At 29.1% G+C, this 12,348-nt stretch carries 14 protein-coding genes; 13 read left to right on the forward strand and 1 reads right to left on the reverse strand.

Annotated elements, in window-relative coordinates; all coding sequences use genetic code 11:
• Positions 1–52: 52 nt before the first annotated feature.
• From prdD to Ccar_RS21505, 12 genes are all read left to right on the forward strand, one after another.
• Complete coding sequence (gene prdD, locus Ccar_RS21460) at positions 53–814, forward strand: proline reductase cluster protein PrdD (protein ID WP_007062675.1); 762 nt, start codon at positions 53–55, stop codon at positions 812–814.
• 21 nt (positions 815–835) lie between these two features.
• Positions 836–1,312, forward strand: coding sequence for a glycine/sarcosine/betaine reductase component B subunit (locus Ccar_RS21465; RefSeq protein ID WP_007062674.1), 477 nt, complete (start codon positions 836–838; stop codon positions 1,310–1,312).
• Positions 1,309–2,316, forward strand: coding sequence for a proline racemase (locus Ccar_RS21470; protein ID WP_007062673.1), 1,008 nt, complete (start codon positions 1,309–1,311; stop codon positions 2,314–2,316). Before Ccar_RS21465 ends, Ccar_RS21470 begins: the two co-directional genes overlap by 4 nt.
• A gap of 115 nt (positions 2,317–2,431) precedes the next feature.
• Complete coding sequence (locus Ccar_RS21475; protein WP_007062672.1) at positions 2,432–3,313, forward strand: sulfite exporter TauE/SafE family protein; 882 nt, start codon at positions 2,432–2,434, stop codon at positions 3,311–3,313.
• A 126-nt stretch (positions 3,314–3,439) separates the two neighbouring features.
• Positions 3,440–3,565, forward strand: a complete 126-nt coding sequence (locus Ccar_RS27660) for a hypothetical protein (protein ID WP_007062671.1) — start codon at positions 3,440–3,442, stop codon at positions 3,563–3,565.
• On the forward strand, positions 3,558–3,692 hold the full coding sequence (locus tag Ccar_RS27665; RefSeq protein WP_007062670.1) for a hypothetical protein: 135 nt from the start codon (positions 3,558–3,560) through the stop codon (positions 3,690–3,692). Before Ccar_RS27660 ends, Ccar_RS27665 begins: the two co-directional genes overlap by 8 nt.
• Before the next feature lie 160 nt (positions 3,693–3,852).
• Positions 3,853–4,464 carry a DNA-3-methyladenine glycosylase gene (locus Ccar_RS21480; RefSeq protein ID WP_048030406.1) on the forward strand — a complete coding sequence of 204 codons (612 nt, stop codon included), beginning with the start codon at positions 3,853–3,855 and terminating at the stop codon, positions 4,462–4,464.
• Positions 4,465–4,486: 22 nt separating this feature from the next.
• Complete coding sequence (locus Ccar_RS21485; RefSeq protein ID WP_048030408.1) at positions 4,487–4,732, forward strand: GIY-YIG nuclease family protein; 246 nt, start codon at positions 4,487–4,489, stop codon at positions 4,730–4,732.
• A gap of 79 nt (positions 4,733–4,811) precedes the next feature.
• Positions 4,812–5,879, forward strand: a complete 1,068-nt coding sequence (locus Ccar_RS21490) for a mannose-1-phosphate guanylyltransferase (RefSeq protein ID WP_048030410.1) — start codon at positions 4,812–4,814, stop codon at positions 5,877–5,879.
• Positions 5,880–6,151: 272 nt separating this feature from the next.
• Positions 6,152–6,898: a nickel pincer cofactor biosynthesis protein LarB gene (larB, locus tag Ccar_RS21495; RefSeq protein WP_007064238.1), complete on the forward strand. Its 747-nt coding sequence runs from the start codon at positions 6,152–6,154 to the stop codon at positions 6,896–6,898.
• Between the two features lie 140 nt (positions 6,899–7,038).
• Entirely contained in the window at positions 7,039–8,421 is a 1,383-nt protein-coding gene (locus Ccar_RS21500) for a radical SAM/SPASM domain-containing protein (protein WP_007064237.1), read from the forward strand.
• A gap of 210 nt (positions 8,422–8,631) precedes the next feature.
• Positions 8,632–9,900 carry an ABC transporter substrate-binding protein gene (locus Ccar_RS21505; protein WP_007063785.1) on the forward strand — a complete coding sequence of 423 codons (1,269 nt, stop codon included), beginning with the start codon at positions 8,632–8,634 and terminating at the stop codon, positions 9,898–9,900.
• A 141-nt stretch (positions 9,901–10,041) separates the two neighbouring features.
• On the opposite strand, the gene Ccar_RS21510 is transcribed toward Ccar_RS21505, so the two are convergent.
• Complete coding sequence (locus tag Ccar_RS21510; RefSeq protein WP_007063784.1) at positions 10,042–11,160, reverse strand: glycosyltransferase family 4 protein; 1,119 nt, start codon at positions 11,158–11,160, stop codon at positions 10,042–10,044.
• Positions 11,161–11,325: 165 nt separating this feature from the next.
• Between Ccar_RS21510 and Ccar_RS21515 the strand changes: the two genes are divergently transcribed.
• A complete protein-coding gene (locus tag Ccar_RS21515; RefSeq protein WP_007063783.1) occupies positions 11,326–12,333 on the forward strand; it encodes a CotS family spore coat protein in 1,008 nt (335 codons plus the stop codon).
• Positions 12,334–12,348 lie beyond the last annotated feature (15 nt).

The raw sequence follows: 12,348 nt of genomic DNA on the forward strand, positions 1-12,348 counted from the left end.
TTCTAGTTCCTATATATTAATATTTTTTATTAAAATAAACGTGGTGATATATATGGAAAAGCAAATAGAAATCAGAAGATTAGTTGTAAAGACTTTTCATATAACAAAAGTTAAGTTTGCTGAAAGAACCTATATAGAAAACGGTGTATTGTATTTAAAAAATGATATACAAAATGGAATATCAGTAGACGAAAAACTTATAAAACATATAGAAGTTAAAATCATAAATCCTGATAATCACAATACATTTGTAAATTCAATAATGGATTTTTCTCCAATAGCTGTAAAGGTATTAGGGAAAATAGGAGAAGGTATAACTCATGTACTTACAGGAGTAAATGTGATGCTTACAGGAGTAGATGAAGAGGGAATACAAGTTGCAGAATTTGGTTCTTCTGAAGGTATACTAAATGAACAAGTTGTATTTGGAAGAGCTGGTACTCCGGCTAAGAATGACATATTAATTCATATAAATGTTACTCTAAAAGCTGGTAAAGGAACAAGTAGGCCAGGTCCCATGTCAGCACATGAAGTTTCTGATAAGATAATTAGTGAAATAAGAAGCTGCTTAAAGCAATTAAGTGGAAGAGTGTGCGACGAAAAGTATGAATATTTTGATAAGATAAAGCCTGGAAAGAAGAAAGTAGTTATTATAAAACAAGTTGCTGGCCAAGGCGCTATGTATGATACAGGACTTTTAAGTAAAGAACCAGGTGGTTTTGTAGGATGTAGATCTATTATAGATATGGGTAATATGCCTATAGTATTAAGTCCTAATGAATACAGAGATGGTGCATTAAGAGCCATGAACTAAATTATATAGGAGGGTATTACTATGGGAATAGGACCATCTACAAAAGAAACAACATTACATCATTTTAGAGATCCGCTGCTTAATGTAGTCTCTAATGATGATGATGTGGATCTTTTAGGGATTATAGTAGCAGGAACACCACAAGAAAATGAAGATAAGGTATTTGTTGCACAGAGAGCAGCATCTTGGGTTGAAGCTATGAGAGCAGATGGAGTCATAGTATCTATTGACGGTTGGGGAAACAGTAATATTGATTTTGCTACTGCTTTGGAAGAAGTAGGAAAAAGGGGTATTCCAGTAGTTGGAATGAGCTTTGTAGGAACTCAAGCACAGTTTGTAGTTACTAATCAATATATGGATACTATAGTAGACTTTAATAAATCAAAAGATGGAATTGAAACAGAAGTTGTGGGAGAAAACAACGTAGTAGAACTTGATGCTAAAAAGGCTTTAGCATTTTTAAAATTGAAAATGAAAAACAAGGAGGCACAAAAATGAAAACAACAAAAACAATATTTGCAATAGACTCACATACTATGGGAGAGCCAACAAGAATAGTGGTAGGTGGAGTGCCTAATATCCCTGGAAAAACAATGCCAGAAAAGAAAGCTTATCTTGAAGAGAATTTAGATTATGTAAGAACAGCTATAATGCTTGAACCAAGAGGACATAATGATATGTTTGGTTCAATAATAACACAGCCAACAAGTGAAGAAGCAGATCTTGGAATAATATTCATGGATGGCGGTGGATATTTAAATATGTGTGGACATGGTTCCATAGGAGCTGCAACTGTAGCTGTAGAAGAAGGTATGGTTGAAGTAACTGAGCCAGTAACAAAAATTACTTTAGAAGCTCCAGCAGGATTAGTTAAAGCAAATGTTAAAGTAGAAAATGGAAAAGCAAAAGAAGTTTCTATAGTTAATGTACCAGCATTCCTTTATAAAAGAAATGTAGAAGTAGATGTGCCTGGAATAGGCAAAGTATCAATGGATATATCTTTTGGAGGAAGTTTCTTTGCTATAGTTAAAGCTGAAAACCTAGGAATAGAAATATGTCCATCAAATGCACAGAAGATAATAGAAATAGGAATGAAAGTTATAAAAGCTGTTAATGAACAAGTTGAAATACAGCATCCAACACTTCCACATATAAAGACTGTAGATTTATGTGAAATATATGGACCTGCTAAAAGTGCTGATGCAACTTTACAAAATGCAGTTGTATTTGGACAGGGACAGCTTGATAGATCACCATGTGGAACTGGAACTAGTGCTAAATTAGCAACACTTTATGCAAAAGGTGAACTAAAAATAAATGAAGATTTCATATATGAAAGTATTTTAGAGACAAAATTTAGAGGAAGAGTATTAGAAGAAACTAAGGTTGGAGATTTTGATGCTATAATTCCTGAAATTACAGGAAGTGCGTTCATAACAGGACACAATCAATTCTTCATAGATCCAGAAGATCCAGTTAAACATGGATTTATTTTAAAATAAAGTCTCAAAAGTACAAAGTTGTATTGAAAGAATTGCAATACACTGGTATATTAGTTAGGTATGGTACACTGCAATTCAACTATAAAATATTAAATAGAAACGAGGAGGCTGTGAAATGGTAAAAATAGTATTCGGTATATTAATACTTTTAGTATTATACTTTGCATTCGTATTTTTTACAGACTATGCTAAGGCTGCAAAAGAAGGAAAAATTGAAAAGACAAATTTCTTTGCCCTTGGATTAGTAGGATTTATTACAAACTTTTTTGATACATTAGGAATAGGAAGTTTTTCACCAACAACTGCATTATTAAAGGCATTTCACCTTTCAAAGGATAGAACTATACCAGGAACGCTTAATGTAGCATGTACTATACCTGTAGGCATAGAAGCACTTATTTTTATAACGGTTATAAAAGTAGAACCGATAACACTTTTCTCAATGCTTGCTGCAGCAACTATAGGCGCAATAGTAGGCGCTGGAATTGTAGCAAAACTTGATGAAAAGAAAATACAGCTTGGCATGGGAGTAGCATTAATTGTAGTTGTAATAATAATGCTTGCACAACAATTAAATCTGATGCCTTCAGGTGGAGAAGCTATTGGACTTACAGGTATAAAGCTTGTAATAGCAGTAGTTGCTAATTTTATATTAGGAGCGCTTATGACATTAGGAATAGGACTTTATGCTCCATGTATGGCACTAGTATTTGCGCTTGGAATGAGCCCTAAAATAGCATTCCCAATAATGATGGGATCTTGTGCATTCTTGATGCCAGCTGCAGCAGCTAAATTTATTAAAGAAGATGCATATGATAGAAAAGCATCTATGGCTATAACTATATTTGGATCTGTAGGAGTTTTTATAGCAGCATATATAGTTAAGACACTTCCATTAAATATTTTGAAGTGGTTAGTAATAGTAGTTATTCTTTATACATCAGTTCTAATGTTTAGATCTGCAAGTAAATCAAAACCTGTTGCAGAACAAGGTTAAAATATTAACAAAATAAGTAAGAGAGTCCATAATGTTGAAATTATGGACTCTTTTTTTAGAATAAAACATTATTAAATGAAAAGACTAATTATGAAAAAAGCTTATATATAAAAGGAGTGCTGAAACATGAATAAATCTAAGAAAGGCAATGTAAATGCTAAAGAAGTTAATATAGGCACTAAAAGAACACAAGATAGTAAAGTACTAGAAAAACAACATAGAAAAGAAAGAAAGGCTGATAATAATGAATAAAGTAGAGAAAAGAGATTTACAGCGAGACTTTAAAAAATCACATAATAAACCTGGTAGTTACCCTACACCTGAAGAGGAAGGAAGAGCAATAAAAAAAGATAGAAATAGTGTAAGAACAACAGATTAAGTTTTGGATTGGATAATAAGAAGTTTTTAAATCTAGAAAGTTAATTCATATGTTAAAAATATTGCGAAGCTTTGCTTCGCAATATTTTTAAACTAATATAATTTAATATATAATATAATTATCAAATAAAATTTTAATTTGAATTTTAGGGTGATATAAAATGAAAAAGTTAAATAGAGATTTTTATAATAGAGATACTTTGTTAGTTGCAAAGGAACTTTTAGGAAAAGTTTTAGTACATGAAATTGGTGGAAAGAAAGTATCAGGTAAAATAGTAGAGGTGGAAGCTTATAGAGGTACTTTGGATAAAGCGGCTCATTCTTATAGTGGAAAGGTAACTCCAAGAACTGAAGTTATGTATGGAAAAGCAGGCGTTGCTTATGTTTATTTTATATATGGTATGTATTATTGTTTTAATATAGTTACTCGAGAAGAAGGAATGCCAGAGGCCATTTTAGTTAGAGCTTTGGAGCCGGTAGAAGGTCTCGAGTATATGGTTTATAATAGATATAAAAAATCTTATGAAGATTTAACTAAATATCAAATAAAAAATTTATCAAATGGACCAGGAAAGTTGTGCAATGCTATGGGTATAGATAAAACGTTAAATAAAGAGGATTTATGTGGAGATAAACTATATATAGAAGATGGACTAGATGATAATTTTAATATAAAAACCGCTAAAAGAGTAGGAATAGATTATGCAGAGGAAGCAAGGGATTATTTATGGAGATTTTACATAGATGCTAATCCTAATGTATCTGTAAAATAATTTTAAAGAGGAAACTTTAATTATGAATTATGTTTATATATTACAATGTATAGATGGAACACTTTATACGGGATATACTAATGATTTAAATAAAAGAATACAGGTACACAATAGCGGAAAGGGAGCTAAATATACAAGGGGAAGATTACCAGTTAAATTAGTATATTCTGAGGAATTTAATACAAAAAATGAAGCATTAAAAAGAGAATATGCTATAAAGCTAATGAAAAGAAAAAGAAAATTAGAGCTTATTAATAGTATAAAATAAATATATAAATATATTTTCACCATTATGCAAAGTAATACATATTATAACAATATAGCAAGCATAATTTGGAGTGAATATATTGATATATGCATTAATTCTTGCAGGTGGTAAGGGCACTAGGCTTTTTCCACTTTCTAGGTCAAAAAATCCAAAGCAATTTTTGAAAGTTATAGATAATAAAAGTTTTTTAAGAAATACTGTGGATAGAATAATACCTTTAGTAACCAAAGAGAATATATATGTGGTTACTAATAAGGAATATATAGATAAGGTATATGAGGAATTAGAGGATATAGATAAAAATAATATTTTCATAGAACCTGAAAATAGAGAAACTGCAACTTGTATAGGGCTTTCAGCAGCAAAGTTATTTAAAAAAGATCAAAATGCTACAATGATAATTTTGCCGTCTGATCACTATATTGAAAGTGAAAAACTATTTAAAAGTACACTTTCACATGCAATAGGAATTGCCGAAAAAAAGAGGGGATTGGTGACAATAGGTGTAAAACCTACAAGAGCTGAAACAGGATACGGTTATATTGAAATGGGTGAAGAAGTAAACTCTAGTATTAAGAGTTTTAAAGTAGAAAGGTTTTTAGAAAAACCTAATTCTGAAGTGGCAAAAGATTTAGTTATGAAAGGTACCTACTTGTGGAATAGTGGAATATTTGTATGGAGAGCAGATGTGTTTTTAAGGGAAATGCAGAAGTATCTTCCTAAAATGCACAAGAGTATTATAGCTATATATGATCAATTAGATACTAGTAATGAAGAAAAAACTATAAGGGAACAATATAAAATTATAGATGGAATATCTGTAGATTTTGGTATAATGCAAAAAACTAGAAAAGCTTATGTTATAAAATGTGAGTTTGCCTGGGATGATATGGGCACCTTTGCTGCATTATCACGATTTTTAAAGAAATCTAAAGGCAATAGTTTTATGGGTAATGTGTTTATGGAAAATAGTGAGAATTGCAGCGTATTTGGAAATGACAGACTTATAATAACTTTTGGAACTAAGGATCTAGTAATAGTAGATGATGGCGATGTAGTATTAATTATGGACAAAAATAAAGATCAAGAAATAAAATATCTTGTGAATTTATTAAAAAATGAAAAAAATATGGATAAATATTTATAGTAAATTAGAAGGCCAGTAAATAACTATGTTGTTTACTGGTATTTTAATTTAAAAATATAATTATTCTATTATTAATAATTCTTTATCATGTTTATTAAGAATTTTAAATTCTAAATTTTCATAAATATTTAAGCTTTTATTTAAATATTAAAGTTATATATGATAGAATAGCAAGTGAAACTTGCTCTAATAAAGTATGGGAAACTTATAGAAAAGGAAGTATTTTCGAGAATTAAATAGAAGAGTATATATAGAGCACAGAGGAGGATATTATGGATCTGAATGAAGTAAAAGAACTTTTACAAAATGTAAAAAGTGGTTCGATGGATATAGAAAAAGCATTAGAAAAGCTTCAAGACTTACCTTTTAAAGATTTAGGTTATGCTAAGATTGATAATCATAGAGAAATTAGGGTTGGATATCCAGAAGTTATATATTGTGCTGGAAAAACTGTTGAACAAATTAAGGGAATAATTGAATTTATGATTACAAAGAAAAATAATATATTAGGAACGAGAGCTTCCAAAGAGGCATATGAAGCTGTAAAATCTATATGTCCTAAAGCAGAATATAATAAGGAAGCGAGAACTATAACTATAAAAAATAAGGAAGTGAAAACTACCAGTACATATATATCCATAGTTACAGCAGGTACTTCTGATATACCTGTAGCGGAAGAGGCAGCAGTAACTGCAGAAATATTTGGAAACAAGGTGGAGAGAATATATGATGTAGGGGTAGCAGGCATACATAGGTTGTTTGATAAATTAGAGATAATAAGACAGTCTAAAATAATTATTGTAGTAGCTGGTATGGAAGGGGCTTTAGCTAGCGTACTTGGAGGACTTGTAGATAAGCCTGTTGTTGCTGTACCTACTAGTGTAGGATATGGTGCTAATTTTGGAGGGCTTTCAGCCTTACTATGCATGTTAAATAGTTGTGCAAGTGGTATAAGTGTAGTAAATATAGATAATGGATTTGGAGCAGGTTATTTAGCAAGCATGATAAATAAACTATAAAATTCAAACTACCATTGTATTTTAATAGTTTCTATAGAAGTACCCTGATATTATATAGACATAAATAAAATAAATATGTATATAATTTTATAAAGGAAACTTTATATTTATATATCACTATTTATCAGGGGGAATAGTAAATGAAGGTAACTGAAAAGTTGAAGAAGGCCGCTAGAGATACCTTAGTGAAAACTGGATTGGAGTTGCTAGAGAAAAATCCTGAAAAAAATATTGATAAGTTATTTGATTTAGTAAAAAAAACTATTAATAAGGACAAAGAAAATTTAGAAAGAATACAACAAGTTGAAGAGTACTATAATAATAATCCTGCTACTCATGAATTCATAATAAATATTTTAAAAAATACAGATAAAAGATGTATCCAAAAATTCTTTTCCAATTTTTTATCAAATGCAATATGGTATGGAATGCCTAAAAGGGAAAAGCTCTTAAAGGAAAAGAATATAAAGATACCATTAGTAATACTTATTAGTCCATCAATGAGATGCAATTTGAAGTGTATGGGATGCTATGCTGCAAATTATAGCAGAGAAGATGATATACCATATGGAGAAGTAGATAGGATTATAAAGGAAGCTAGAGAATTAGGAATTTATTATTTTGTAGTATTAGGTGGAGAACCATTTTTCAATGAATATATGTTAAAAATATATGAAAAGTATAATGACTGTATGTTTACACCTTTTACAAATGGAACTCTCTTTGATGAAAAATTAGCTAATAAAATAAAAGAACTTGGGAATGTAATACCTATGTTTTCTTTAGAAGGCTTTGAAGCAGACACTGATATGAGAAGAGGAAAAGGGGTATTTAAAAAGGTTATGAGCTCCATGGAATTACTTAAAAAAAAGGGAATGTTGTTTGGAGTATCCACAACTGTTAGTAGAAGTAATGTAAAAACAGTTGTATCTGATGAATTTATAAACATGCTTATAGAAAAGGGTGCTAAAATGAGTTGGTACTTCATATTTATGCCAGTAGGAAGCAGCCAAGATGTTAATCTAATGCTTACTCCTGAACAAAGGATTTATTTAGGAAAGAGGGTTAGGCAGTTAAGAAATTCAAAACCTTATTTTATGATAGATTTCTTTAATGACGCTCCTTATGTAGGAGGTTGTATAGCAGGTAAGTTTTATTGTCATATAAACTCTCATGAAGATATGGAACCATGTGTTTTTGCTCACTTTTCAGTAGATAATGTGAAAAATAAAAAACTTGTTGATGTATTTAAATCAGACTTTTTTAAGGAACTAAGAAGAAGGCAGCCTTATAATGAAAATTTATTATTGCCTTGCATGATGATAGATAACACAAATGTGATAAGGGAAGTTGTAAAAAAAACAGGAGCTAAGCCTACGGATAAAGTTGCTAAAATGATGATAGAAAATGAAGAATTTCAAAAGTCATTGGATAAGGTAGCAGAAGAATTTAAACCTTTAGCAGATAAATCTTGGAAAGAAGATTTTAATTCTAAAGGGAATTATGATATGGCAAAAGGATAGAAATAAGTCCTAAAGATTTAAATGACATGTTAAAATCTTTAGGACTTATTTTTTTATTCTAAGGGAAATTATAAAATTTAAAAACTGCGGATAATTTCAAAATTAGTAAACCAATTGAAAAAACTAAGTAAATTTGATAATATATACTGGAAATATAATAAATTAAGTAAACAATAGAAACAGGACACTGTTTAATGCAGGAGAGATATTATGAAGAAAAATATAAAAGTTTTGGCCATGATCATTTTAATTGTTATAGGTGCTACTACTGTTTCTTGCAAGAAAAATAATAGTGTATCAAACAATAGTGATGATTTACAAGGGAAAATTACAGTATTAACAGATAAAAAACATGAGCAACCATTAAGAGCGGCTATAGAAGATTTTCAAAAAGTACATAAAAAAGTAAGTGTAAATTTAAAGGTTGATAATAATTCATATGGAAAGTTTTCAGAAAGTGTTAAAAATAAAGATAAATCAATAGATATAGTAACAATAGATGATTGTTATGCTCAATATTATTTAGATAAATTACCAGGTGGATTTTTAAATGTATCAGAAGATATAGACAGTTATAAAAACAAATTACCAAAAAGTAAGATGGATAACTTAACTAAAGAAAATAAAGTATATGGTTTTCCTTGGAGTACTTCTCCTAAGATAATTTTATATAGGAAGGATATAGTGTCTTCAGAGGGAATTAATATTGATGATATTAAAACTTGGAGCGACTATATTGAAATGGGAAAAAAGGTTGCTAAAGATAAAGGCAAAAAAGTTCTTGGAAATGTAGAAAATGAAAATAGTGATATATACTTATTACTAGCAAATCAACTAGGGATTTCCTATTTTAATAAAGATAATAAAGTCAATTTCAGTGATAAAGAATGGATTAGAGTTGTAGATGCAGTAAAAAACTTATATTCTCAGGGAATAATTTGTGATTACAATTCTAAAGAAGAGCTTATTAACTCCGCTAAAAATGAAGAGGTAATGTCATTTGTAGCAGATCCTAGCTATGTAAGTTATTTTATTCAAAATATACCCAATGAAAAAGGAAAGTGGGGAGCAATTCAGTTGCCTTCTTTTGAATCAGGAGGTAATAGAGATGTATCCTTAGGAGGATGTAATTTAATGATAAATAGCTTATCTAGCAATGCAAAATTATCAAAGGAATTTATAAAATTTATTATAAGTGATGATAAACTTGATTTAGAATCTATGATGAAGTATGGAGTTTTACCTGTATTTAGTGATATATATAACTTAGAAAAATTTAATAAGTTCGAAGACTACTTTAATTCTAGAGTATGGGAATTACTTGGAAATACAGAAAAAGGATGCTACCAAATAAATTATACTCCTTACTTTTTTAACATAAGAGATGATGTAAAAAATTCATTAGCTCAATCTAACTTGGTAAATAAAGATACAAAAATAGTATTGGATTCTCTTCAAAAATATTTAGAGAAAAAGTAATGATGAAGTAATATGTATAAAACGTTTACAATAATTCTGTTAAGGTGTATAATATGTTCATGTAAGGGTTTAATCATAGGGAATTTTAAAATATAAAATAAAATCTCTTGGCTGGGAACGGGGCAGTCAAGAGATTTTATTTTATATTTTTAAAATGTTTTTATAAACTTTTAGAGTTTCTTCTGAGGTTTTTTCCCAAGAAAATTTAGAAGATTGATTTAGTCCCTTGCTAATTAATTTTTCAACTAAACTTTTACTATTTAGTAAATGTTCCAAGGAATCTTCAAGACTTTTTATATTAAATGGATCTATTAAAATTCCAGCATCTCCAACTACCTCTGGTATAGATGAAATGTTAGATGTTATTACAGGAGTACCACAGCTCATAGCTTCTAAAGGTGGTAAACCAAAACCTTCATACGTAGAAGGATATACAAAAACACTGGATGCATTATAAAATGTTGGTAATAGCTCTTCTTCAACAAATCCTGTAAATTTTACATGTGAACGTATATTTAAATCATGGCTCAAATCTTTGAGAAGGTGTATATCATCTTTACTAGCACCAACAATAACTAAATCATAATCTTCAGGAAGTTTCCTGTAAACCTTGGAAAAAGCCATTAAAAGAGACTTAACATTTTTTCTAGGACTAAAACCGCCTATATAGAGTATAAATGGATTATCTATATCATAATTTTTGCGTATGAGTCTTCTGCATTTGGATTTATCTAAAGGTTTATATTTTTTATCAGCAGCTAAAGGTGTTACAAAAACTTTAGATTCATTCATAGGAAAAAATTTTAGTATATCCCTTTTTGAACATTCTGATACAGTTATAATGCCATCACAAGTTTCCATTATTCTAGGCATTTCTTTTAGAAATTTAATTAAATATCCTTTTCCTACGGTTTCAGGGAGGATATAAGGTATTAAATCATGTATGGTAACTACTTTTTTACATTCAATGTTTTGAGAGAGACCTATACCGTTTTGAGGAATATGATATATATCTATATTTTCATCTTTTAAGTTATTAGGAAAATAACATTGTTCAAAAAATTTATGATATTTTTTTGAAGTCATTAATATTTTTGAATTATCACTTTTAAAGCATTCATAATTGTTGCCAGACCAATACATATGATATAGATTTTCTTTATGAGTTTGGATCATATATTTTAAAATTTTATCAGTGTAGGTTCCTATACCAGTACCTTTATACCAGTTAACCCCCCTTGCATCAATTCCTATTTTCATATAGTTATCAACCTCCATTTAACACAGATAATTTCGAGGCTTTTAAAAAATTTTAAATTTATCGTATTATATATTATTAATATTACGCTCTAAATGTGTCACTTAGCACATACATATACAATAATTCATATACTACATATATAGAATTATTTTGGAGGAAAGAGTTTGGATATAGATAGAGTAAAAAAGATAGTAGAACAAAGCTATAGTCTTAATGTGAAGCATATAGAAAAGATAAAAAGTATATATAAGATTCAAACCCAAAATGGTGACTATTGCCTTAAATTTGTAAAATATGATTTTAGACATTTTTTGTTTATTATATCTGCTATAAAACATCTACAAAATAATAATTTTGAATATACTCCAGAAATAATAAAAACAGAAAATGGAATGGATTATGTAAAACTTGAAGGCAACTATGCCTATTTGAATCCATGGGTTGATTCAATAAGATTAAACTACAATGATAATAAAGATATATTACTAGCTTCATGTAAGCTGGCAGAGCTTCATAAAAAAAGTAGTGGATTTGAAGTTATAGCTGGAATGAATCCTAGAATAGGATGGTTTAAATGGATAGAAGTATTTAGGACTAGAAAAAAGGAAATACGTTCTTTTAAAGATATAATAGATAAAAAAGAAAATAATACAGAGTTTGATTCTATTTATTTAAGTATTATGAGAGAAGAACTTCAAAGAGCAGAAAGATCTATACAAAATCTAATAGAAACTAGATATATAGAAACTATGAATGAAGAAATAGGCAACAGAGGATTTTGTCATCATGATTTTGCTGATCATAATATATTAAAATCCGAAAAGAATTTAGTAAATATTATAGATTTTGACTATTGTATATTGGATTCACATCTTCATGATCTTAGCAGCATTCTTTTAAGATGTATGAAAAATGGAAAATGGAACATAAGTAGTGCATTAGATATAATTGATTCTTATAACTCAATCAATCAAGTCAAAAAAGACGATATACCTATAATGGCAGCGTTTATGGAATTCCCACAAGATTATTGGCAAATTGGAATACAGTATTATTGGGAAAAACAGCCTTGGAAAGAAGAGTTTTTCTTAAATAAATTAAAAAGGACAATTGAAGATAGAGCTCAAAAGCAAGAATTCATAGATGAATTTAGATTTAAAAAATATCATTAATTATTATAAAGGGAG

This window comes from Clostridium carboxidivorans P7 (assembly GCF_001038625.1).
Lineage (GTDB): Bacteria > Bacillota > Clostridia > Clostridiales > Clostridiaceae > Clostridium_AM > Clostridium_AM carboxidivorans.

Coding starts and splice junctions, on each gene's coding strand:
- Ccar_RS21505 (WP_007063785.1), top strand. CDS start 8,632: ATGAAGAAAAATATAAAAGTTTTGGCCATGATCATTTTAATTGTTATA.
- Ccar_RS21510 (WP_007063784.1), bottom strand. CDS start 11,160: ATGAAAATAGGAATTGATGCAAGGGGGGTTAACTGGTATAAAGGTACT.
- Ccar_RS27665 (WP_007062670.1), top strand. CDS start 3,558: ATGAATAAAGTAGAGAAAAGAGATTTACAGCGAGACTTTAAAAAATCA.
- Ccar_RS21470 (WP_007062673.1), top strand. CDS start 1,309: ATGAAAACAACAAAAACAATATTTGCAATAGACTCACATACTATGGGA.
- Ccar_RS27660 (WP_007062671.1), top strand. CDS start 3,440: ATGAATAAATCTAAGAAAGGCAATGTAAATGCTAAAGAAGTTAATATA.
- Ccar_RS21485 (WP_048030408.1), top strand. CDS start 4,487: ATGAATTATGTTTATATATTACAATGTATAGATGGAACACTTTATACG.
- prdD (WP_007062675.1), top strand. CDS start 53: ATGGAAAAGCAAATAGAAATCAGAAGATTAGTTGTAAAGACTTTTCAT.
- Ccar_RS21465 (WP_007062674.1), top strand. CDS start 836: ATGGGAATAGGACCATCTACAAAAGAAACAACATTACATCATTTTAGA.
- larB (WP_007064238.1), top strand. CDS start 6,152: ATGGATCTGAATGAAGTAAAAGAACTTTTACAAAATGTAAAAAGTGGT.
- Ccar_RS21500 (WP_007064237.1), top strand. CDS start 7,039: ATGAAGGTAACTGAAAAGTTGAAGAAGGCCGCTAGAGATACCTTAGTG.
- Ccar_RS21480 (WP_048030406.1), top strand. CDS start 3,853: ATGAAAAAGTTAAATAGAGATTTTTATAATAGAGATACTTTGTTAGTT.
- Ccar_RS21475 (WP_007062672.1), top strand. CDS start 2,432: ATGGTAAAAATAGTATTCGGTATATTAATACTTTTAGTATTATACTTT.